19 protein-coding genes are annotated in these 21,025 nt (G+C 63.6%); 11 read left to right on the forward strand and 8 right to left on the reverse strand.

The window, feature by feature from the left end; translation table 11 throughout:
• Window positions 1–15 precede the first annotated feature (15 nt).
• A complete protein-coding gene (locus HD842_RS17120; protein WP_183555970.1) occupies window positions 16–1,899 on the forward strand; it encodes an ABCB family ABC transporter ATP-binding protein/permease in 1,884 nt (627 codons plus the stop codon).
• 107 nt (window positions 1,900–2,006) lie between these two features.
• Here HD842_RS17120 and HD842_RS17125 read toward each other — a convergent pair whose 3' ends face one another.
• The 3 genes from HD842_RS17125 to HD842_RS17135 all read right to left on the reverse strand — a co-directional run bounded on the left by HD842_RS17125 (window position 2,007) and on the right by HD842_RS17135 (window position 5,748).
• A complete protein-coding gene (locus HD842_RS17125) occupies window positions 2,007–3,080 on the reverse strand; it encodes a type II asparaginase (protein ID WP_183555971.1) in 1,074 nt (357 codons plus the stop codon).
• A 31-nt stretch (window positions 3,081–3,111) separates the two neighbouring features.
• On the reverse strand, window positions 3,112–4,395 hold the full coding sequence (locus HD842_RS17130) for a metal-dependent hydrolase family protein (RefSeq protein WP_183555972.1): 1,284 nt from the start codon (window positions 4,393–4,395) through the stop codon (window positions 3,112–3,114).
• A gap of 84 nt (window positions 4,396–4,479) precedes the next feature.
• On the reverse strand, window positions 4,480–5,748 hold the full coding sequence (locus HD842_RS17135) for a dicarboxylate/amino acid:cation symporter (protein WP_183555973.1): 1,269 nt from the start codon (window positions 5,746–5,748) through the stop codon (window positions 4,480–4,482).
• A gap of 264 nt (window positions 5,749–6,012) precedes the next feature.
• On the opposite strand from HD842_RS17135, the gene pyrC reads away from it, so the two are divergent.
• The 4 genes from pyrC to HD842_RS17155 are packed head-to-tail and all read left to right on the forward strand — an operon-like array spanning window position 6,013 to window position 9,244.
• On the forward strand, window positions 6,013–7,062 hold the full coding sequence (gene pyrC, locus HD842_RS17140) for a dihydroorotase (RefSeq protein WP_183555974.1): 1,050 nt from the start codon (window positions 6,013–6,015) through the stop codon (window positions 7,060–7,062).
• Window positions 7,063–7,067: 5 nt separating this feature from the next.
• A complete protein-coding gene (locus tag HD842_RS17145; protein ID WP_183555975.1) occupies window positions 7,068–7,871 on the forward strand; it encodes a DUF3025 domain-containing protein in 804 nt (267 codons plus the stop codon).
• Between the two features lie 15 nt (window positions 7,872–7,886).
• Window positions 7,887–8,888, forward strand: a complete 1,002-nt coding sequence (locus HD842_RS17150; RefSeq protein WP_183555976.1) for a Gfo/Idh/MocA family protein — start codon at window positions 7,887–7,889, stop codon at window positions 8,886–8,888.
• Window positions 8,885–9,244 (forward strand): glyoxalase superfamily protein, encoded by a 360-nt coding sequence (locus HD842_RS17155; RefSeq protein WP_183555977.1) that lies wholly within the window; start codon window positions 8,885–8,887, stop codon window positions 9,242–9,244. Before HD842_RS17150 ends, HD842_RS17155 begins: the two co-directional genes overlap by 4 nt.
• A 31-nt stretch (window positions 9,245–9,275) precedes the next feature.
• On the opposite strand, the gene HD842_RS17160 is transcribed toward HD842_RS17155, so the two are convergent.
• The 3 genes from HD842_RS17160 to HD842_RS17170 all read right to left on the reverse strand — a co-directional run bounded on the left by HD842_RS17160 (window position 9,276) and on the right by HD842_RS17170 (window position 11,112).
• Window positions 9,276–9,707 carry a hypothetical protein gene (locus tag HD842_RS17160; protein WP_183555978.1) on the reverse strand — a complete coding sequence of 144 codons (432 nt, stop codon included), beginning with the start codon at window positions 9,705–9,707 and terminating at the stop codon, window positions 9,276–9,278.
• Complete coding sequence (locus HD842_RS17165; RefSeq protein ID WP_229424814.1) at window positions 9,637–10,299, reverse strand: nucleotidyltransferase domain-containing protein; 663 nt, start codon at window positions 10,297–10,299, stop codon at window positions 9,637–9,639. The genes HD842_RS17160 and HD842_RS17165 overlap by 71 nt, the downstream gene beginning before the upstream one ends.
• Before the next feature lie 66 nt (window positions 10,300–10,365).
• Window positions 10,366–11,112: a tetratricopeptide repeat protein gene (locus HD842_RS17170; protein ID WP_183555979.1), complete on the reverse strand. Its 747-nt coding sequence runs from the start codon at window positions 11,110–11,112 to the stop codon at window positions 10,366–10,368.
• 209 nt (window positions 11,113–11,321) lie between these two features.
• On the opposite strand from HD842_RS17170, the gene HD842_RS17175 reads away from it, so the two are divergent.
• Entirely contained in the window at window positions 11,322–12,059 is a 738-nt protein-coding gene (locus HD842_RS17175) for an NYN domain-containing protein (RefSeq protein WP_183555980.1), read from the forward strand.
• Here HD842_RS17175 and recG read toward each other — a convergent pair.
• Window positions 12,056–14,116: an ATP-dependent DNA helicase RecG gene (gene recG / locus HD842_RS17180; RefSeq protein WP_183555981.1), complete on the reverse strand. Its 2,061-nt coding sequence runs from the start codon at window positions 14,114–14,116 to the stop codon at window positions 12,056–12,058. The genes HD842_RS17175 and recG overlap by 4 nt on opposite strands.
• A gap of 118 nt (window positions 14,117–14,234) precedes the next feature.
• Here recG and queA point away from each other — a divergent pair, with 118 nt between their 5' ends.
• The 5 genes from queA to secF all read left to right on the forward strand — a co-directional run bounded on the left by queA (window position 14,235) and on the right by secF (window position 19,896).
• On the forward strand, window positions 14,235–15,257 hold the full coding sequence (gene queA / locus HD842_RS17185) for a tRNA preQ1(34) S-adenosylmethionine ribosyltransferase-isomerase QueA (RefSeq protein ID WP_183555982.1): 1,023 nt from the start codon (window positions 14,235–14,237) through the stop codon (window positions 15,255–15,257).
• 14 nt (window positions 15,258–15,271) lie between these two features.
• Window positions 15,272–16,411, forward strand: a complete 1,140-nt coding sequence (tgt, locus tag HD842_RS17190; RefSeq protein WP_183555983.1) for a tRNA guanosine(34) transglycosylase Tgt — start codon at window positions 15,272–15,274, stop codon at window positions 16,409–16,411.
• Between the two features lie 180 nt (window positions 16,412–16,591).
• A complete protein-coding gene (yajC, locus tag HD842_RS17195; protein WP_183555984.1) occupies window positions 16,592–16,924 on the forward strand; it encodes a preprotein translocase subunit YajC in 333 nt (110 codons plus the stop codon).
• Between the two features lie 58 nt (window positions 16,925–16,982).
• A complete protein-coding gene (gene secD, locus HD842_RS17200; RefSeq protein WP_183555985.1) occupies window positions 16,983–18,857 on the forward strand; it encodes a protein translocase subunit SecD in 1,875 nt (624 codons plus the stop codon).
• A gap of 16 nt (window positions 18,858–18,873) precedes the next feature.
• Window positions 18,874–19,896 carry a protein translocase subunit SecF gene (gene secF, locus HD842_RS17205; RefSeq protein ID WP_183555986.1) on the forward strand — a complete coding sequence of 341 codons (1,023 nt, stop codon included), beginning with the start codon at window positions 18,874–18,876 and terminating at the stop codon, window positions 19,894–19,896.
• 150 nt (window positions 19,897–20,046) lie between these two features.
• Here secF and HD842_RS17210 read toward each other — a convergent pair whose 3' ends face one another.
• Complete coding sequence (locus tag HD842_RS17210) at window positions 20,047–21,015, reverse strand: IS1595 family transposase (RefSeq protein ID WP_183555987.1); 969 nt, start codon at window positions 21,013–21,015, stop codon at window positions 20,047–20,049.
• Between the last annotated feature and the right edge of the window lie 10 nt (window positions 21,016–21,025).

The raw sequence follows: 21,025 nt of genomic DNA on the forward strand, positions 1-21,025 counted from the left end.
CACAAAAGTCTCCCCATGCGCCGCAATACCTCACTTCCGCCGGACCCTACCGGCATTCCCCGCAACGACTGGGCCACGCTCAAGACCTTGTTCCCGTACCTGTGGGTCTACAAGTGGCGCGTGCTGGCCGCCATGGGCGCGCTGGTCGCGGCCAAGATGGCCAACGTCGGCGTGCCGCTGGTGCTCAAGCGGCTGATCGACGGCCTGGCCATCGATCCCGCCCACCCGCACGCGCTGATGGTGCTGCCGGTGGGCGTGCTGATCGCCTACGGCTTGCTGCGGCTGTCGATGACCGTCTTCACCGAGCTGCGCGAGTTTCTGTTCGCGCGCGTGACGCAGCGCGCCGTGCGCACCATCGCGCTGCGCGTGTTCCGTCACCTGCACGCACTGTCGCTGCGCTTTCACCTGAACCGCCAGACGGGCGGCATGACGCGCGACATCGAGCGCGGCACGCGCGGCGTGAACTCGCTGATCTCGTACTCGCTCTTTAACATCCTGCCGACCCTGGTCGAGATCACGCTGGTGCTGGGCTACCTGATACTGAATTACGACATCTGGTTCAGCATCATCACCGCCGTGGCGCTGGCCTCCTACATCACCTTCACCGTGGTGGTCACCGAATGGCGCACGCACTTCCGGCGCACGATGAACGACCTCGAATCGAAAGCCAGTACCAAGGCGATCGACTCGCTGCTCAATTACGAGACGGTGAAATACTTCGGCAACGAAGACTACGAAGCCAAGCGCTATGACGAGGGCCTGAAGAACTACGAGAATGCCGGCGTGCGCTCGCAGACCTCGCTGTCGGTCCTGAACACGGGCCAGTCGCTGATCATCGCGACTGCCGTCACGCTGATCCTGTGGCGCGCCACGCAGGGCGTCATCAACGGCACCATGAGCCTGGGCGACCTGGTGCTGGTCAACACCTTCATGATCCAGCTGTACATGCCGCTGAACTTCCTGGGCGTGATCTACCGCGAGATCAAGCAAAGCCTGGCCGACATGGAGCGCCTGTTTGGCCTGCTCGACCAGAACCGCGAAGTGGCCGACGGCCCCAAGGCGCTGCCGCTGGATATCAAGGGCGCGCAGGTCGAGTTCTCGCACGTGGAATTCAGCTACGAGACCAAGCGCCAGATCCTGTTCGATGTCGACTTCACCATCGCCGCCGGCACCACGACGGCGGTGGTGGGCCATAGCGGCTCGGGCAAGTCCACGCTGTCACGCCTGCTGTTTCGCTTCTATGATGTGAACGGCGGCGCGATCAAGATCGATGGCCAGGACCTGCGCGACATCACCCAGTCTTCGCTGCGCGCCGCAATCGGCATCGTCCCGCAAGATACAGTGCTGTTCAACGACACGATCGAATACAACATCGCGTATGGCCGGCCCGGCGCCAGCCGCGACGACATCGTGGCAGCCGCGCGCGCGGCGTCGATCCACGACTTCATCGAAAGCCTGCCGGATGGCTATCAGAGCATGGTGGGTGAGCGGGGGTTGAAACTGTCCGGTGGCGAGAAGCAGCGCGTGGCGATCGCGCGCACGCTGCTGAAAGACCCGGCGCTGTTGATCTTCGACGAAGCCACGTCGGCGCTCGACTCGCGCGCCGAGCAGGCAATCCAGGCGCAGTTGAAAGAGATCGCGAAGAACCGCACGACGCTGGTGATCGCGCACCGCCTGTCGACGATCGCCGATGCGCAGCAGATCATCGTTCTCGATCACGGCAAGATCGTCGAGCGCGGCACGCACAGCGCGCTGTTGGCGGCGCGCGGCCTGTATGCGCAGATGTGGGACCGGCAGCTCGCGCGGCCCGACGAGGATGTGGCCTCGCCGCCGCTGGTGCCGGAAGCGTTGGAACGCGTGGACGGCGCAGCCGTCCACCCTACGGTATCCGGCGCGTAATCAAACCGTGTAAAACATCCGCTGGATTTCGCTGGTGCTGACCGTTTTCGTCAGCGCCAGCGGTAGGGTGGACGGCTCCGCCGTCCACGCGTCCAGCCAGCAGTGCATCAATACGTATAAAACATCCGCTGAATTTCCTTGGTGCTGGTCGTTTTCGTCAACGCCAGCATCAACAGAATGCGCGCCTTCTGAGGGCTGAGCGTATCGGCCACCACGAAGTCCAGCTGGTCGTCATTGGCCTCGCCATTGCGCGCCACGATGCCCTGGCCGACGCGGCTCGCACGCACGACGATGACGCCCTTGGCCCGCGCAGCCACCAGCGCCGGTTTGGTTTTGGCAGGCAGGCTGCCGTTGCCGACACCCGCATGCACCAGCCCCTTCGCGCCGGCTGCCACCAGTGCATTGACCGCCACATCGCCCACGTTCGCATAGGCGTACGCCACGTCCACCTGCGGCAGCGTATCGAGCTTGGCCAGATCGAACTCGGTATCGACCGTGTGGTTGCGCGTCACGTCGCGATAAAAGAACGGCTTGCCGCCCTGGATGTAGCCGATCATCCCCAGCTCGGTCGTGCGGAAGGTGTCCGCCGTCGTCGTGTTGGCCTTGGTGACGTCACGGGCCGCGTGGATCTGGTCATTCATCGCCACCAGCACGCCGCGGCCGGCCGCTTCAGGCGTGCCGGCCAGGCGCACCGCGTTGTACAGGTTGATCGGGCCGTCGGCTGACAGCGCCGTCGAGGGCCGCATCGAGCCGACCACCACCACCGGCTTCCTGCTCTTGACGACCAGGTTCAAAAAGTATGCCGTCTCTTCCAGCGTGTCGGTGCCGTGCGTGATGACGATGCCATCGACGCTGCTTTGCGCCAGCAGCAGGTTGACGCGCTTGGCCAGTTGCAGCCACTGCGCATCGCTGATGTTTTCACTGGCGATCTGGAATACCTGCTCGCCGGTGACGTTGGCCACCTTCGTGATCTCGGGCACGGCTGCGATCAGCGATTGCACGCCGACGGTGGCGGCGGTGTAGCCAACCGTGGTCGTGCTGGTGGCGCCCGTCCCGGCGATGGTGCCGCCGGTGGCGAGGATCGTCACGTTCGGCAGCTTGGCGGTCTGGGCCTGAACGGCGGCCGCAAACAGGAAAAGAACGCCGCACAGGGCGGCGTGGGCAGATCGAGCAAACAGCATGAAAGTCTCCGGGTTTTATAAACCCGGCAGCTTACAGCTTTTTAAAGACGACGCCATCCTTCATCACGAACTTGACCTGCTCCAGGAGCTTGACGTCCTTGAGCGGGTCGCCCTCGACCGCGATGATGTCGGCCGCGAACCCCGGCGCGATCGTGCCCAGGCGCTTGGGTTGATCCAGCAGCACGGCAGCATTGACGGTCGCGGCGCGGATCGCCTCGATCGGCGTCATGCCCGCTTCGACCATGTAGCCGAACTCCTTTGCGTTCTCGCCGTGCGGGAACACGCCGGCATCGGTGCCGAACGCGATCTTCACGCCGGCCTTGTGGGCGCGGGCGAACGTGGCCTGCAGCTGCGGCCCGATCGCCGCTGCCTTGGGTTGCACCAGCGCCGAGTAGTAATTCGGCACCTTGGCCTTGTCCGCCACGTAGCGGCCGGCCGAGATGGTCGGCACGTACCAGCCGCCGGTCTTCTTGAAGAGCGTGATGACTTCGTCATCCATCAGCGTGCCATGCTCGATCGAGTCGACGCCGGCGCGCAGCGCGCGCTTCATGCCTTCCGCGCCGTGGGCATGGGCCGCGACGCGAAAGCCGTAATCCTTCGCGGTCGTGACCACGGCGCGCAGCTCGTCCTCGGTGTACTGCGAGTTCTGGCCGCTGGCGGCCTGGCTCAGCACACCGCCGGTGGCCGTCACCTTGATCAGGTCCGCGCCGTCCTTGTAACGCTGGCGGACCGCCTGGCGCGCTTCTTCGGGGCTGTTGAGCACACCCTCGACCGGGCCGGGCGTGCCGATCTTCTCGTTCAAAAAGTGCGACAGGTTGTTGGTCGGATCGGCATGCCCGCCCGTGGTGGCCAGCGATTTACCGGCAGTGAACATGCGCGGGCCCGGCACGTCGCCGGCAGCAATCGCGCGCTTGAGGGCGATGTTCAGGTCATCCGCCGCGCCCAGGTCGCGCACCGTCGTGAAGCCTGCCATCAGCGTGCGCTCGGCAAACTTGATCGAACGGTAGGCCATGTCAGCCGGGTTGGCCGTGAGGCGATCGCGGTAGGCGTCCACTGCCGGCAGGGTCTCGCTGGTCAGGTGCACGTGCATGTCGATCAGGCCGGGCAGGCAGGCGTGGCGCGACAGGTCGATGTTGCCGGGGGCGCCGGTCATGGGGCCGACCGAGACGATGCTGCCGTTCTCGATGACGATGCTGACGCGTTCGCGCCAGGTGCCTTGTTGCACGTCCAGCAGGCGGCCGCAATCGACCGTCTGGGTTGCGGCGTGCGCGCTGTTCAAGGCCAGCAGCATGCTGGCGGCCATCATGGTTTTCATCGTTCGTTCCCTCGTTTTTTTTGTGAAAAAAAAAGGCCCTCCATCGCTGGAAGGCCTTCCGGTGTCAGGCAATGCCCGCCGTGCCTAGCGCAGCGGTGAAATGGCGGGTTCGGCGTTCGGCTCTCCGAGCTCGCCCTCCCACTTGGCAACGACGGCAGTGGCGATGCCGTTGCCGATGACGTTGGTGGCCGAGCGGGCCATGTCCAGGAAGTGGTCGATCGCCAGCAGCAACAGCAGGCCGGCTTCAGGGATGTCGAACTGGTTCAGCGTGGCGGCGATCACGACCAGCGACGCGCGCGGCACGCCGGCCATGCCCTTGGAGGTCAGCATCAGCACCAGCATCATCGTGATCTGGGTGCTCATCGACAGCTCGATGCCGTAGGCCTGGGCGATGAAGACGGCGGCGAAGGTGCAGTACATCATCGAACCATCGAGGTTGAACGAGTAACCGATCGGCAGCACGAACGAAGCCAGACGGTTCTTGACGCCGAAGCGCTCCAGGCCTTCCAGGGTTTTCGGGAACGCCGCTTCGGACGATGCGGTCGAGAAGGCCAGCAGGGTCGGGCCGCGCAGTTCGGCGATCAGGCGCAGGATGCGCGGGCCGACGAAGATCATGCCGATGCCGATCAACACCACCCACAGCAGCGCAATGCCGAAGTAGAACTGGGCCATGAAGACGCCGTAGGTCGACAGCACGCCCAGACCGCTCTTGGCGATGATGCCCGAGACGGCGGCGAGCACTGCGATCGGTGCGAAGTTCATCACGTAGCCGGTCAGCTTGAGCATGACGTGGGCAACGCCGTCGATGGCGTCGATCATCGGCGTGGCGCGCGCACCGACGGCAGCGGCAGCGGTACCGAAGAACACCGAGAACACGACAATCTGCAGAATCTCGTTGCGGGCCATGCCGTCGACGATCGAGGTTGGCACCAGGTGGGTGATGAAGTCCTTCATCGTCAGGCCGCTGGTGGTAATGCCCGAAGTGGCGTCCACTGGCGGCATCATGCCGGCGGCGAACAGCGCGTCACCGGGACGGAACAGGTTCACCAGGATCAGGCCCAGCGACAGGGAGATGAGCGAGGCGATGAAGAACCAGCCCAGCGCCTTGACACCGATGCGGCCGACTTCCTTGGCGTCGCCCATCTTGGCAATGCCGACCACCAGGGTGGCAAACACCAGCGGCGCGATGATCATCTTGATCAGGCGAAGGAACAGCGTCGTGATCAACGACATCGTGTCGGCGAAGCTTTGCGCGCCAGCGGTGTCCGTGTTGGTGTTGACCAGATAGCCGACCAGAATACCAATCACCAGCGCGATCAGAATATAAGTGGTCAGGCGGTTTCGATTGTTCATAAAGCTTCCTGTCTTTGGGACCTGTGCGACACCCGCGGCAGCGGCGCTGTCGCTGGTGAATTGTTCGGGCAGTGGCTGGCTGTCGAGGACCGAAAGACCAGTTGATTCTGAAGATTATGGCAAGTTCCGCAGTATCCTAGGGGCTGTTAGTGCTGTCAAGCATGCAGTCGCGTGTGGCGCATGTGGACTGTCGCGCCACGTTGCGCGGTGATCCACGGCGCCCCGGCACAGGTAAAATACGCCATCCGTTTTCCGAGAGCCGCCATGTCCACCATCGAAATCCCCGACACCATCACCATCACCCGTCCCGACGACTGGCACCTGCACCTGCGCGACGGCGCGGCCATGGCCAGCGTGCTGCCGCACAGCGCGCGCCAGTTCGCGCGCGCGATCGTGATGCCGAACCTGCGCCCGCCCGTCACCACCACGGCGATGGCACTGGACTACCGCGCGCGCATCCTGGCTGCGCTGCCCGAGGGCGTGCAGTTCGAACCTCTGATGACGCTGTACCTGACCGACAACACGAACCCGGACGAGATCCGCCGCGCGCAGGACACGGGCTTCATCCACGCCGTCAAGCTGTACCCGGCCGGCGCCACGACCAATTCCGACGCCGGCGTCACCGACCTGACCAAGTGCTACAAGACGCTCGAAGTGATGCAGGAAATCGGTATGCCGCTGCTGGTGCACGGCGAAGTCACCAATAGCGACATCGACCTGTTTGACCGCGAAGCCGTGTTCATCGAGCGCGTCATGCGCCCGCTGCGCCGCGACATGCCGGCCCTGCCGGTCGTGTTCGAGCACATCACCACGAAGGATGCGGCCCAGTACGTGGCCGAAGCCGAAGGCCCGATCGCTGCCACCATCACCGCGCACCACCTGCTGTACAACCGCAATGAGCTGTTCAAGGGCGGCATCCGCCCGGACTTCTACTGCCTGCCGGTGCTCAAGCGCGAAGAACACCGCCTGGCGCTGGTCACCGCTGCCACCAGCGGCGACGAGCGCTTCTTCCTCGGTACCGACTCGGCCCCGCACGCGGTGCACACCAAGTACGCGGCCTGCGGCTGCGCGGGCTGCTACACGGCGCTGCACGCGATGGAGATGTATACCGAAGCCTTCGCCCAGGCCGGCGCGCTCGACCAGCTGGAGGCATTCGCCAGCTTCAACGGCCCGGCGTTCTACAACCTGCCGCGCAACGAGGGCACGATCACGCTCAAGCGCGAAGCCTGGACCCTGCCCGCATCGGTGCCGATGGCCGAGCACCAGCTGGTACCGCTCAACGCGGGCGAGACCATCAACTGGAAGATGCTGTAACACCGATGCTGCCGCCGATCGACTGGGCGCAGCCGTGGTACGACACGGTGCGCCCGGCCTTCGAGCGCGCCGCGCCGCCGCCCGACGGCTTCATCGACGCCTTCAATGCGGCCGCCTGCGCGCTCGACCTGCGCAACGGCGCCGGCCAGCCTTTGCGCTTCGTGCCGCAAGCGAGCCTGCCCGACGGCATGGCGTACGAGGCTTTTATCGGCGCGACAGGGCAGGTGCCCACGCGCGACAATCTGCACGACTTTTTCAATGCGCTGGTGTGGCTGACGTTCCCGGGGATCAAACGCGCCCTGAACACGCTGCAGGCGGCGCAGATCGCGCAGGCCGGCGTGGGCAAGTCGCGTGGACCGGCGCGCGACGCCGCCACGATTTTTGACGAAAACGCGGCGCTGCTGGTGGTGCGCGACAATGACGCTGGACATGCATTGGTCGACGACCTGCGCGCGCATCGCTGGCTCGACGCGCTGTACGACGGACGCGCGATGTTCGGCCGCGACGCCGAGGTCTGGCTGTTCGGCCACGCGCTGATGGAAAAGCTGGTCACGCCGCGCAAGGCAATCACGGCGCACACGCGCGTCGTGTTCGTGGACGACGCCTACTTTCTACTGACGCCGGCTGCACGCCGCGCCTGGATCGACCGCGAGGTGGCCGCGGCACTGGCGGGCGAAGGCCTGGCGAGTAACGGGGCCACAGCGGGCTTCACACCGCTGCAGGTGCTGGGCGTGCCGGGCTGGTGGCCCGGGCAGGACGCCGATTTTTATCGTGATACCACCGTGTTCCGTCCACGCCGGACGGGCTAACCAAGGAGAATGTGCATGGCTGAAGCGGTACGTTGGGGAATCCTCGGCACGGGCAAGATTGCCCATGCCTTCGCCACTGCACTCAAGGACGTGCCGGGCGCGGTGCTGGCCGGCGTGGCGTCACGCAGCCAGGAAACGGCCGATGCGTTCGGCCGTGAATTCGGCGCGCTGGCCAGCTACGGCTCGTACGAGGCCCTGGCCGCGAACCCGGACATCGACCTGGTCTACATCGGCACGCCGCACCCGCAGCACGTCGAGAATGCGTTGATGGCCCTGCGCGCCGGCAAGGGCGTCCTGTGCGAAAAGCCGTTCACGATGAACCTGCGCGAAGCCGAGCAGGTCGTGACGCTGGCGCGCACGAAGCGCCTGTTCCTGATGGAGGCGATGTGGACGCGCTACTTGCCGGCCTACCAGGAAGTCCAGCGCATCCTGGCGTCCGGCGAAATCGGCACGCCGCGCCAGGTGGTGGCCGACTTCGGGTTCGCCGCCACGTTCGGCCCCGAGCACCGCGTCTTCAATCCCGAGCTGGGCGGCGGCGCGCTGCTCGACCTGGGCATCTATCCCTTGTCGATCGCCGCCGGCCTGCTTGGTCCGGTATCGGAAATCCGCGCCCAGGCCGAGATGGGCCCGACGGGTGTCGACGTGCAGACGGGCTTCACGCTCAAGCACGAAGGCGGCGGCATGTCGGTCTGCAGCTGCTCGCTGCTGGCGCGCACGCCGGCCGAACTGACGGTGGCGGGTGAGCGTGGCCACGTGCGCATAAACACGCGCTTCCACTGCGCGACATCGGTCACGGTCACGCTCGACGACGGCACTTCGCGCACGATCGACACGCCGTATCTCGGCAACGGCTATGTGCACGAAGCCATCGAAGCGCAGCGCTGCTGGCAAGCCGGTTTGCTGGAAAGCCCGGTGATGACGCAGCGCGAAACGCTGGCGCTGATGGGCGTGATGGACGAGATCCGGCGCCAGATCGGCTTGCGCTATGAGGCAGACCGGGTACGCCCGCCAGCATGATGCTTGGCGCCGTCACGCCGATCCTGCGCATCTTCGACGAAGCCAAGGCCAGGCAGTTCTATGTCGACTACCTCGGCTTCAAGGTCGACTGGGAACACCGCTTCGCGCCCGACCTGCCGCTGTACCTGCAGATCGCGCGTGACGGGTGCGTGTTGCACCTGAGCGAACATCATGGCGATTGCTGTCCTGGTGCGGCGCTGCGGATCGCCGTTGACGATATCGATGCTCTGCATGCCGAGCTGACGGGCAGGGCGTATGGTTATGCGCGCCCTTCAATCGAAGATACGCCTTGGGGATCGCGCGAGCTCACCGTGCGTGACCCGTTTGGGAATCGCCTGACGTTTTTCATTTCGTAGAATTCACGGCATGCAGGTGTCAGAATCAACGTCATGATCTCTTCTGCAATGCATGTACTGCCGCGATCAACGCAGCGGCAGCGTCAATCAGTTCCTCGACGAAGCCCTCTGTGACGTCAAGATCGCCCTCGTACTCGGCAAGATTGCGTTTCTTGTGCGCTTGATCGAGTAGCAGCCATTGCGTCAGTGCGTAGCCCAATGTGTGTTCGAGGGACTGAAAGACCAGATAGCGGTTCTCGCTGCGGTAGCCATGCGTTCTCAAAGCCGACAATGCGGCCGCGTGCGCGGCATTGTAGGCCAGGTCAAAGCGACTCTCGAGCGACAGAATGGGTTGCCGGGCATCCTGCAGACGTACCGTCGCTGAGCGTAACAAGCCGGCGCTCTCGCGAGCGTCAGGCGGCTCTGCCTTCAACTTGCCGATCCGGGCCAGGTTCGCCAGCGCTGCCGATTCGGGAAATGTCATGCTCGTTTCCTTTGACGAAGACTTTAGGCTGCTCCAGCACGCGAATAATAAACGACTTGCCAACCTGTACGCGTTGCGAAAATTCGGCCGCTGTATAGAGCGTCGGATTGACGACGCGGCCCAGCAGAGCATGCGTTGGCAGCAGTAGTTCGAGTAACTGGACGTTTGATGGCAGTGATCCAACCACCATTAGATCAACATCGCTGCCTGCATGTTCCGTGCCCTTGGCCAAAGAACCGTAAATAAACGCTACCTCGATAAGAGGCCACAATGGGATGAGCGCATTGCGCAGCACGTCGGTCACGCCGAACGTTTTCATGACGATGCCGCGCAGTTCCTCGTAGATTGGCGCGTCCGGGTTTGCCTGATAATGCTTTTGGTTTCCGATCTTCTGTACGGTCACGAGGCGTGACGCTTGCAGACGCGCCAGCTCCCGTTGTACGGCACCTGAACCGGACTGCGCCAGTTCGATAATTTCATTCGCATAAAAAGAACGATGCGGTTGGCCGAACAATACTGCCAGCACGCGTTGCTGTGTTTTAGTGAAAAGTGCTTCGGCATAAGTACCCATAAAGGGAATGATAGTACCCAAATGAGGTATTGTCAAAGTCGCGGCTGAATAGACGGTTCACTCAATGGTTGCGCCAGGAGGCAAGCGTCACGTTGGTGCAGTCACCCCATCCAGCCGCCTGAACAACTCGCGATGCAGGTCCCGCGTGTGCTTTTCCATGTGCTTGCGCGCATGCGCAATCTCTTTCAGCTCGCGCTGCGCCACATCGTCCTTGCCGTTGGCAATGGCCCACAGCGCCAGTTCGACGCGCGCATCGATACTGCCGAAGCGCTCCACCACTGACTCGAATTCCACGCCGGCTTTAAGCTGCTGATTGTTCGCGGCATACGCGCGGCCCAGCGCCAGCGCGACTTCATCGGCGCGAAAGCCTGGCTGCCGGGTTTGCAGCGACGCGAGAAGCGCAATCGCTGCGGCCGGCTGGCCATGCGCCGCATTGGCGCGCGCAGCGCCCAGGATCACTTCCGGATCACCCGCGAACGGCCCGCGCAGGCAGGCATCGTAATGCTGCACCGCTTCGTCGGACTGGCCCGCAGCCAGCAGCGCGGCGGCCAGGCGCATCTGGTTATGGGCCGTCGGCGTCAGGTCGAACGCACGCCGCGCTTCACGCACGTCACGGCCCGGATCGATGGTCTTCTGCAGCGCGCGGGTGGCGATGCGGCCCTGGCGCTGAAGGCGCGACGCGGGCAGGTACTCGGCCACGAAGTAGACCAGGCTGCCCAGGACCGGGAACGAAAACAGGATCAGCAGCCAGTACATCTGGCGCCCGTTGCGCAGCGCGTGGACCGCGAAGAACAGCGCGATCAGAAAGTGCAGTCCGAGTCCGACGATAGGCATGCCAGGTTCCGTATTGAATGGTGAAGGAGAGGCGCAACTGCCCCGGGCAGGGCGTTGCAACTCAGCCAAGATAGCCGTAAACAGGGTGGAAATTTCTAACGGATTGTCACAGTGCGTTTGTACAACACGGTAAGCGCCCAGACGGGAAATGCCATCTGGCTGTCCCCAATATCCTGCTAGAGTTAAGCTGTTGCCTAACGGGAATTCTCATGTCTGCAGAACGGAATGTCGCGGTACTGGTCGATTGCGAAAATGCGCAGAGCGCCGTGCTCGATCAGGCGATGCAGCATGCATCGACTCTCGGGCGTGTGGTGCTGCGGCGCGGCTACGGCAACGCGGCTTCGCTGACCAACAAATGGCAGGAAGCGCTGATTCGCCACGGCTTTGCGCCGTGCCTGCAATTTCAGTATGTGGGCGGGAAGAACACGGCCGATATCGCGCTGGCGCTGGATGCGCTGGAGATGCTGCTCGACGGGCGCGCCAACCAGTTCGTGATCGTGACGAGCGACTCGGATTTTGTCGGCTTGTGCCGCAAGCTGCAGGAGCGCGGGGCTGGTGTGCATGTCGTTGGCGAAGTGAAGACGCCTGCGGCCTTGCGTCATGCGTGCGACCGGTTTCACGAAGCGGTGCCCATCGCAGCGAAAGTCGAACCGCCAGCGGCGCCGGTCGCTGAAAACGTGGTGGTTGATTGGCGCAGCTTATTGGTCAAGACAGTTCGCAAAGTCGCCAAAGTCTCCCAAAATGGACTGGTCAACCTGAGCGAACTGGGAACTCAGCTCAGGAAAGCCAGCCCCGGGTTTTCGCCAGCAGCGCACGGCCATACCAAGTTGCGCACAATGATCGAGGCTTGCGAGCAGTTGCGATTGCACCAGACTGCCGGTGGCCACTGCAGCGTCGGCATGGCCTCCAAAGCTGAACCGGCATCTCCCATTCTGCGCGCCGTCTAAACCTTCAAGAACTCCTCACGCCCACCCAGCCAGCGCGCCAGGTGCGCATCGACGACCGCCATCTTCTCCGGCGTCTCGCCATCGAGCAGCCACTGCGCCACGTCGCGCGCCCGATCGACCATCCACTGGTCGATTTCCAGGTCGGCAAAGCGCAGCATCGCCTGTCCCGACTGGCGCGCGCCCAGAAACTCACCAGGCCCGCGAATCTCCAGATCGCGCCGCGCGATCTCGAAACCGTCCGTCGTCTCGCGCATCGTCAACAGGCGCTGCTTGGCCACCTGGCCCAGCGGCGACTGGTACAGCAGCAGGCACACCGACGCCGCCGAACCGCGGCCCACGCGTCCGCGCAACTGGTGCAGCTGCGACAGGCCGAACCGCTCCGCATGCTCGATCACCATCAGCGACGCATTGGGCACGTCCACGCCCACCTCGATGACCGTCGTCGCCACCAGCACATGCACCTGGCCCGCCGTGAACGCGTCCATCACTTCCTGCTTTTCGGCCGGCTTCATGCGGCCATGTACCAGGCCTACCTGCAGGTCGGGCAGCGATTCGGCCAGTGTTTCGTAGGTCTCGGTGGCGGTCTGCAATTGCAGCGCTTCGGATTCCTCGATCAGCGGGCAGACCCAGTACACCTGGCGGCCTTCGAGCGCCGCGGCGTACACGCGCTCGACGACTTCGTCGCGGCGGTTCTGGTCGATGGCGCGCGTGACGATCGGGCTGCGCCCCGGCGGCAGTTCGTCGATCACCGAGACTTCGAGGTCGGCGTAGTACGTCATTGCCAGCGTGCGCGGGATCGGCGTGGCCGACATCATCAGCTGGTGCGGCACCAGGCCGTCGCTGCCCTTGTTGCGCAGCGTGAGGCGCTGGCCGACGCCGAAGCGGTGCTGTTCGTCGACGATCACCAGGCCCAGTTTCGCGAACTGCACCGAGTCCTGAATCAGCGCGTGCGTGCCGATCACTAGGTTGGCCGCGCCCGATTCGATCAACGCGTTCGACGCCGCCTTGTCCTTTTTCTTCAGGCTGCCGGTGAGCCACGCGACCTTCACGCCAAGCGGCTCCATCCACGCCGCGATCTTGCGGAAGTGCTGCTCGGCCAGGATCTCGGTCGGCGCCATCAGCGCTGCCTGGTAGCCGCTGTCGATCGCCTGCGCGGCGGCCAGCGCCGAGACCACCGTCTTGCCGCTGCCGACGTCGCCCTGCAGCAGGCGCTGCATCGGGTAGCCGGCGCGCAGATCGGCGCGGATCTCTTCGACCACGCGCTGCTGCGCGCCCGTCAGTGCAAAGGGCAGCCCGGCCAGGAAGCCTTCGGACAACTGGCCCACCGCGCGCAGTGGCGGCGCGCCTTTTTCGCGGCGCGCACGCTGCGCGCGTTTCAGCGACAACTGCTGCGCCAGCAGTTCGTCGAACTTCATGCGGTCCCAGGCCGGATGCGAGCGCTCGATCAGCGCGTGCTCGTCGACATCCGCAGGCGGGTAGTGCAGGAGCTTGACGGCCGGCTCGAAGTCCATCAGGTCCATGCGCTTGCGGATCGCGGGCGGTACGGTGTCGGCCCAGTCGATGCGCTTCATCGCGTCGGCGATCGCGCGCCGCAGCACCGTCTGCGACAGGCCTTCGCCGGCCGGGTACACGGGTGTGAGCGAGGCGGGCAGGGGCGCGCCTTCGTTGACGATCTTGTAGCCCGGGTGGACCATCTCGGCGCCAAAGAAGCCGTGTTTGAGTTCGCCCCGCGCGCGGATGCGCACGCCTTCGGCCATCTGCTTGACCTGGCTGCCGTAGAAATTCATGAAGCGCAGCAGCAGGTCGCCCGACGCGTCGGCGATCGTCACGAGCAGCTGGCGGCGCGGCTTGAACGAGATTTCGTTCTTGGTCACGATGCCTTCGACCTGCCAGGTCTGGCCGCCGCGCATGCAGGCATCCCGGATCGTGATGATCTGGGTCTCGTCCTCGTAGCGCAGCGGCAGGTGCAGCACCAGGTCCATGTCGGTGCGCAGGCCAAGGCGGGCGAGCTTGCTTTCGAGCGTTTTTGGGGGCGTTGTGGTTTTAGGGGCGGGCATATTGCGGCAAAGTGGCGCTTGCTGACGTAAAATAGAAGGTTCGCCGTATGCGCTTCAAGCCTCTATTGTAAAGCTGGCAGCATTGATTTGCCGAGATTTGCCCAACCAATTGAACATCATGTATTCGCTATCCGATTTCGACTTCGACCTGCCCCCTGAGCGCATTGCGCAATTGCCGCTGCCGGACCGCAGCGCGTCGCGCCTGCTGCACCTCGATGGCGACCAGATCATCGACCGCCAGTTCGCCGACATCGTCGACCAATTGCAGGCGGGCGACCTGCTCGTGATGAACAATACCCGCGTGCTCAAGGCGCGCTTTTTCGGCGTCAAGGAGTCCGGCGGCCAGGTCGAGGTGCTGGTCGAGCGCGTGCTCGACAACCGCACGGTACTGGCCCAGGTCCGCGCGTCGAAGTCGCCCAAGCCGGGCAACCGCATCCGCCTGGCCGACGCCTTCGATGTGACGGCAGGCGAGCGCGCCGGCGAATTCTTCACGCTGCACTTTGAAGGCGACGTGTTCGACCTGATCGAAGCGCACGGCCGCCTGCCGCTGCCGCCGTACATCGAGCACACCGCCGACGAATTCGACGAACAGCGTTATCAGACGGTGTACTCGAAAGAGCCGGGCGCCGTGGCCGCGCCCACGGCCGGCCTGCACTTCGACCAGCCGCTGCTGGACCGCCTGGCCGCGAAAGGCGTGAACTTCGCGTATGTCACGCTGCACGTGGGCGCCGGCACGTTCCAGCCGGTGCGGGTCGAAGACCTCAGCGAACACAAGATGCACACCGAGTGGTACACGATCGCGCAAGAGACGGTGGACGCGGTGCGCGCCACCCGGGCCGCAGGCCGCGACGTGATTGCCGTCGGCACGACCAGCCTGCGCGCGCTGGAGTCGGCCTCGCAAAGCGGCGAGCTGGTCGCCGGCAGCGCCGACACGGCCCTGTTCATCACGCCCGGCTACACCTTTAAAACTGTCACGCGCCTGGTGACCAACTTCCACCTGCCCAAGTCGACGCTCCTGATGCTGGTGTCGGCCTTTGCCGGTTACGCGCCGATCCGCGCTGCCTATGCGCACGCGATCGCCAACGAATACCGCTTCTTCAGCTATGGCGACGCCATGCTCTTGAGCACCACCTCACGATAAGTCTAGAGAACACGATGCTCGAATTTACCCTGCTCAAAAAAGACACCAGCGGCCTGTCGCATGCCCGCCGCGGCCGCCTCAAGCTGAACCACGGCACCATCGAAACCCCGATCTTCATGCCAGTCGGTACCTACGGCTCGGTCAAGGCGATGGACCCGATCGAGCTGAAGGACGTCGGCTCGCAGATCATCCTGGGCAATACCTTCCACCTGTGGCTGCGGCCGGGCGTGGACGTGATGAACAAGTTCGGCGGCCTGCACAAGTTCATGGGCTGGGATGGTCCGATCCTGACCGACTCGGGCGGCTTCCAGGTGTTTTCGCTGGGCGCGATGCGCAAGATCACGGAAGAGGGCGTCAAGTTCGCCTCGCCGATCGACGGTTCGAAACTGTTCCTGTCACCGGAAATCTCGATGCAGATCCAGCGCGCGCTGAACTCGGACATCGTGATGCAGTTCGACGAATGCACGCCATACGAAATCGACGGCCGCCCGGCCACCGCCGACGAAGCGGCGAAATCGATGCGCATGTCGCTGCGCTGGGCCCAGCGCTCGATGAACGAATTCACGAGCGGCGGCAACCCGAACGCGCTGTTCGGCATCGTCCAGGGCGGCATGTATGAGCACCTGCGCGACGAGTCGCTCGCTGGCCTGGAAGACATCAATTTCCCGGGTCTGGCCATTGGCGGCCTGTCGGTTGGTGAGCCGAAGGAAGACATGAAGCGCATCCTGGCCCACGTCGGCCCGCGCCTGCCCGAGAACAAGCCGCACTACCTGATGGGCGTGGGCACGCCGGAAGACCTGGTCGATGGCGTGGCCAATGGCGTGGACATGTTCGACTGCGTGATGCCAACCCGAAACGCCCGCAACGGCTGGCTGTTTACGCGCTTTGGCGACGTCAAGATCAAGAATGCGCGCTATAAAGAAGAGATGGCGCCGCTCGACGAGAGCTGCACCTGCTACTGCTGCCAGAATTTCTCGCGCGCCTATCTGCATCACCTGCACCGCTCGAACGAGATCCTGGGCGCGCGCCTGAACACGATCCACAACCTGCATTACTACCTGAATCTGATGCAGGAAATGCGCGACGCGATCGACGCCGACGCCTTCCAGGCGTTCCGCGTCAAGTTCGCGGCCGACCGCGCACGCGGCGTGTAAGCACTTGCTTACTCTGCGGCCCCGATCTTGCGGTATTGACGGTCGGGGCTGCATGCAATATCGGCCGGTTTGTCTTGCAATACCTGAAAGCAAGACGACATACTGCCGGATATGGTTTGCGGCTTCTGGCCGATGCTAGAATACACCGCTTATTTTTTTAACTTCACCATCGGAGTTCTTGTGTTCATTTCCAACGCGTACGCGCAAACTGCCCCTGTCGCCGACGCCGGCATCATGGGTAGCCTGACGACCTTCCTGCCGCTGATCCTGATGTTCGTGGTCATGTATTTCCTGATGATCCGTCCTCAGCAGAAACGCCAGAAAGAGGCGAAAGCCATGATGGACGCACTGGCCAAGGGCGACGAAGTCGTGACCGCTGGCGGTATCGTCGGCCGTGTTTCGAAAGTGGCCGAAGCCTATGTGACGCTGGAAGTTGCCGTCGGCACCGAAATCACCGTGCAAAAAAATTCGGTGACCACGCTGCTGCCAAAAGGCACGCTCAAAGCCCTGTAAGCCTCGCCGTGCGCCGTGCGGGGCAACCCGCACTGCCTAACCTGAACGCCGGAACACTATGAATCGCTATCCCGTCTGGAAATACTTACTGATCGTCATTGCGCTGTTGCTGGGCGCCTTGTATACGGCGCCCAACTACTTTGGCGAAACGCCGGCGTTGCAGGTCACATCAGGCCGTTCTACCCTGAATATCACGAGTGCCTCCACCACCGTGGTTGCGGATGCGCTCAAGCGTGCCGGCATTCCATCCACCGGTATCAGCCTCGAAGGCACGGGCCACACCACCTCGGTGCGCGCGCGCTTCGCCGGTACCGAAGAGCAGTTCAAGGCCAAGCTGGCCCTCGAACGCGAACTGAACCGCGACCCTGCCAATCCCGATTACATCGTCACCGTCAACCTGGTGAAGAACACCCCGGCCTGGATGACGGCCATTGGCGCAGCGCCAATGAGCCTGGGCCTGGACTTGCGCGGTGGCGTGCACTTCCTGCTGCAGGTCGACACCAAGGCGGTCCTCGACAACAAGGTCAAGGCCCTGCAGTCGAGCGTGCGCAGCAATCTGCGTGACAAGAACGTGCGTCACACCGGCATCGAGCGCGTGCGCGACACCATCGAGGTGCGCTTCCGCGATGCCGCGACCCGCAGCAGCGCGCGCAGTGTGCTGGCCGCGCAGTCGACCGAGCTGGCATTTGCCGAAGCCGCCGATGGCGCCGACATGAAGCTGGTCGTGAGCCTGAAGCCCGAAGCCATCAAGCGCTCGGTCGAAGACGGCATCAAGCAGAACATCATGACGCTGTCCAAGCGCATCAATGAACTGGGCACCACCGAGCCGATCATCCAGCAGCAGGGCGCCGACCGCATCGTGGTCCAGCTGCCAGGCGTGCAGGACGTCGCGCGCGCGAAAGACATCATCGGCCGCACTGCGACACTCGAACTGCGCATGGTCGACACCACCGTGACCCCGGGCACCGAGCTGTCGGCAGCGATTCCGCTGAACTCCGAACTGTTCACCGAAGGCCGCGGCGCACCGATCGTCGTCTCGCGCGACATCATCCTGACCGGCGAATCGATTTCGAGCGCCACCGCCAGCTTCGACCAGAACCAGCAGCCTGCCGTCTCGCTCGACCTGAACGGTGACGGCGGCCGCCGCATCCGCCTGGCCACGCGTGAAAACGTCGGCAAGCGCATGGCGATCCTGCTGAAAGAAAAAGGCGTCTACAACGTGCTGTCGGCCCCGACCATCCAGAGCGAACTGGGTTCGAGCTTCCAGATCACCAATATGGGCACCTCGCAGGACGCCAACGAGCTGGCACTGCTGCTGCGCTCGGGCGCGCTGTCGGCGCCGATGGAATTCGTCGAAGAACGCGTGATCGGCCCGCAACTGGGCGCCGAGAACATCGAGCGCGGCCTGCACTCGACCATCTGGGGCTTCGTGGCGATCGCGATCTTCATGATCATCTATTACCACCTGTTCGGCGTGTTCTCGGCGCTGGCGCTGGCGGCCAACGTGCTGTTCTTGCTGGCCCTGCTGTCGATCCTGCAGATCACGCTGACGCTGCCGGGTATCGCGGCAATCGCGCTGGCACTGGGCGTGGCAATTGACTCGAACGTGCTGGTGAACGAACGTATCCGCGAAGAGCTGCGTGCCGGCGCGACGCCACAGGCGGCGATTTCGGCGGGTTCCAAGCACGCTTGGGACACCATCGTCGACTCCAACGTCACCACGCTGATCGTCGGCCTGGCGCTCTTGATCTTCGGTTCCGGTCCGGTGCGCGGTTTTGCCGTGGTCCACTGCCTGGGCATCCTGACCTCGATGTTCTCGGCCGTGGTCGTGGCGCGCGGTTTCGCCAACCTGTGGTACGGCCGCCAGAAGAAGCTGACGAAGATTTCGATCGGCACGGTCTGGCAGCCTGGCATGACGCCTAACAAGAAGTAAGCACCGGGATACGACAATGGAATTTTTCAAGATCAAACGGGACATCCCGTTCATGCGCCACGCGCTGGTCCTCAATGCGATCTCGGTGATCACATTCGTGGCGGCGGTGTTCTTCCTGATCACCAAGCCCCTGAACTTCTCGGTGGAGTTCACGGGCGGCACGGTGATGGAGCTGCTGTATCCAAAGGCGGCGGACCAGGAAAAGATCCGCAACACGCTGCGCGGCATGGGCTATTCGCACCCTGAGGTGGCCAGCTTCGGCACCGCGCAGGACATCATGCTGCGTCTGCCGATCGTCGCAGGCGCGCCGGCGGCGAGCAGCTCGACGGCCGTGTTCAACGCGATTTGCCGCGACGATCAGGGCACGACCAAGCAGACGCAAACGACGACCGACAAGGGTGAAGTGCTCAACCGCACCAGCTGCGTCGCCCCCGGCGGGCAAGAGCTGATCAGCCTGCAGCAAGTGCAGTTCGTCGGTCCGTCGGTGGGCGACGAACTGGCGCAGAACGGCCTGAATGCGCTGCTGATGGTCATCCTGGGCATCGTGGTCTACCTGGCGATCCGCTTCGAATGGAAATTCGCTGTCGCCGCCGTGGTCGCCAACCTGCACGATGTGGTCATCATCCTGGGCTTCTTCGCGTTCTTCCAGTGGGAATTCTCGCTGACGGTGCTGGCGGCAACGCTGGCGGTGCTGGGCTACTCGGTCAACGAGTCGGTCGTCATCTTCGACCGGATCCGCGAGATGTTCCGCAAGCAGCGCCGCATGAGCGTGCCGGAAGTGATCGATCACGCGATCACCAGCACGATCTCGCGCACGATCATCACGCACGGCTCGACACTGATGATGGTCATGTCGATGCTGTTCTTCGGCGGCTACGCGCTGCACTACTTCGCGATCGCCCTGGCCATCGGTATCTGCTTCGGTATCTACTCGTCGGTGTTCGTGGCCGCGGCTGTGGCAATGTGGCTGGGCGTCAAGCGTGAAGACCTGATCAAGCCGGTCAAAGAGAAAGACGACACCGACGGCGCCGTCGTCTGATCGATTGCACTTTTGCGGTTTTGTGTGTGTCAACGCACGGAGCCGCAATATGCCCGTATTTATAGTGGAACTGTCTCTTTCAGGACATCCCTAGTTTTGGACTTCACCCGCCCCGGCAACGGCGCGGGTTTTTTTTTGGCTCAGTCAGCGTTATCTGTTGATGACCCTGATAGCGATGCTAAGCAATTGTTCTGGCGACGTAACCCGCTCACCATCCAGCGCCCAGAGCCAGCCCAAGTAATTGGGCAGGTAGCGCGACGCCACCCCACGAAAGCCCTGTAACCAGGACTTGAAACGCTGGTGATAGGCATTCACGTTCTGCACATGAATGGCCAGGTTGCCTAGCCGCCTCGCACGCATCCCGGCGCGCAAGTTGACCTTATGGTGCGCGATCCTGTGCTTGCGTGCAAAGGCGCGGTAGGCAGCGTGGCTGTCACTGACCAGCAACGCCTGCCGATGGAGGTTGGGCAGCAAGTCGCGTTCGAGTTGCGCAGCCGTGAGCGCACCCCGGCCAGTGACGGCATCGATCGTGCGTCCCTCGCGGTCGCGCGCGACCAGAATGCAGTCCAGTTCACTGGAAATGCCCCGTTTGGCAGCGCGGCCGCCGTGACGGCGCGGTGGCCGATCAAGCGTGCGCGAACCTTTTTGTGATTCGAGCAGAAATGTTTCGTCAGCTTCGACGATGCCGTTAAGCGCGGCGGGTCGGTCGAGTTTGACCCACTGCAGGAAGCGGTGGCGCCAACGAAAGGCCGTATTGCGGTGTACACCGACCCGATCTGCTGCCTTGCGGACGGGGAGTGAATCGAGCAGCACTTGCGAATACGCGAGCCATTTGCCTTTGAGCCTGAGTCGCGCCAGTGGCGTACCGGTCAGGTCGTTAAAGGTGCGGCCGCAGGCACAGCAGCGGTAGCGCTGCAAGTCGTTGGCGAAACCGTGCCGGTAGCAACACTCGTTGCCGCATCTGGGGCAGCAGCGGCCGGCCGCTCTGACCTCAGTGATGAGCGCAACCACCTGATCGAGTCCGGCTGCAGGATGCAGGGCATCGAGCACTTGCCGGCGCTGCGGCTGATTCAGTGAAGGCAGTTTTGCGAACCAGCCCTTGAAACGTGGCGCTTTCATGATGGACTCC

It is taken from the genome of Massilia aurea (assembly GCF_014200505.1).
Taxonomy (GTDB): Bacteria; Pseudomonadota; Gammaproteobacteria; order Burkholderiales; family Burkholderiaceae_D; genus Telluria; species Telluria aurea_B.

Bases quoted from the DNA above. Each gene is read 5' to 3' on its own strand.
- HD842_RS17210 (WP_183555987.1), bottom strand. From the start codon at position 21,015: ATGAAAGCGCCACGTTTCAAGGGCTGGTTCGCAAAACTGCCTTCACTG.
- recG (WP_183555981.1), bottom strand. From the start codon at position 14,116: ATGCCCGCCCCTAAAACCACAACGCCCCCAAAAACGCTCGAAAGCAAG.
- pyrC (WP_183555974.1), top strand. From the start codon at position 6,013: ATGTCCACCATCGAAATCCCCGACACCATCACCATCACCCGTCCCGAC.
- HD842_RS17170 (WP_183555979.1), bottom strand. From the start codon at position 11,112: ATGCCTATCGTCGGACTCGGACTGCACTTTCTGATCGCGCTGTTCTTC.
- HD842_RS17160 (WP_183555978.1), bottom strand. From the start codon at position 9,707: ATGACATTTCCCGAATCGGCAGCGCTGGCGAACCTGGCCCGGATCGGC.
- HD842_RS17135 (WP_183555973.1), bottom strand. From the start codon at position 5,748: ATGAACAATCGAAACCGCCTGACCACTTATATTCTGATCGCGCTGGTG.
- secF (WP_183555986.1), top strand. From the start codon at position 18,874: ATGGAATTTTTCAAGATCAAACGGGACATCCCGTTCATGCGCCACGCG.
- HD842_RS17120 (WP_183555970.1), top strand. From the start codon at position 16: ATGCGCCGCAATACCTCACTTCCGCCGGACCCTACCGGCATTCCCCGC.
- HD842_RS17145 (WP_183555975.1), top strand. From the start codon at position 7,068: ATGCTGCCGCCGATCGACTGGGCGCAGCCGTGGTACGACACGGTGCGC.
- HD842_RS17125 (WP_183555971.1), bottom strand. From the start codon at position 3,080: ATGCTGTTTGCTCGATCTGCCCACGCCGCCCTGTGCGGCGTTCTTTTC.
- HD842_RS17150 (WP_183555976.1), top strand. From the start codon at position 7,887: ATGGCTGAAGCGGTACGTTGGGGAATCCTCGGCACGGGCAAGATTGCC.
- HD842_RS17175 (WP_183555980.1), top strand. From the start codon at position 11,322: ATGTCTGCAGAACGGAATGTCGCGGTACTGGTCGATTGCGAAAATGCG.
- tgt (WP_183555983.1), top strand. From the start codon at position 15,272: ATGCTCGAATTTACCCTGCTCAAAAAAGACACCAGCGGCCTGTCGCAT.
- HD842_RS17155 (WP_183555977.1), top strand. From the start codon at position 8,885: ATGATGCTTGGCGCCGTCACGCCGATCCTGCGCATCTTCGACGAAGCC.
- queA (WP_183555982.1), top strand. From the start codon at position 14,235: ATGTATTCGCTATCCGATTTCGACTTCGACCTGCCCCCTGAGCGCATT.
- HD842_RS17130 (WP_183555972.1), bottom strand. From the start codon at position 4,395: ATGAAAACCATGATGGCCGCCAGCATGCTGCTGGCCTTGAACAGCGCG.
- secD (WP_183555985.1), top strand. From the start codon at position 16,983: ATGAATCGCTATCCCGTCTGGAAATACTTACTGATCGTCATTGCGCTG.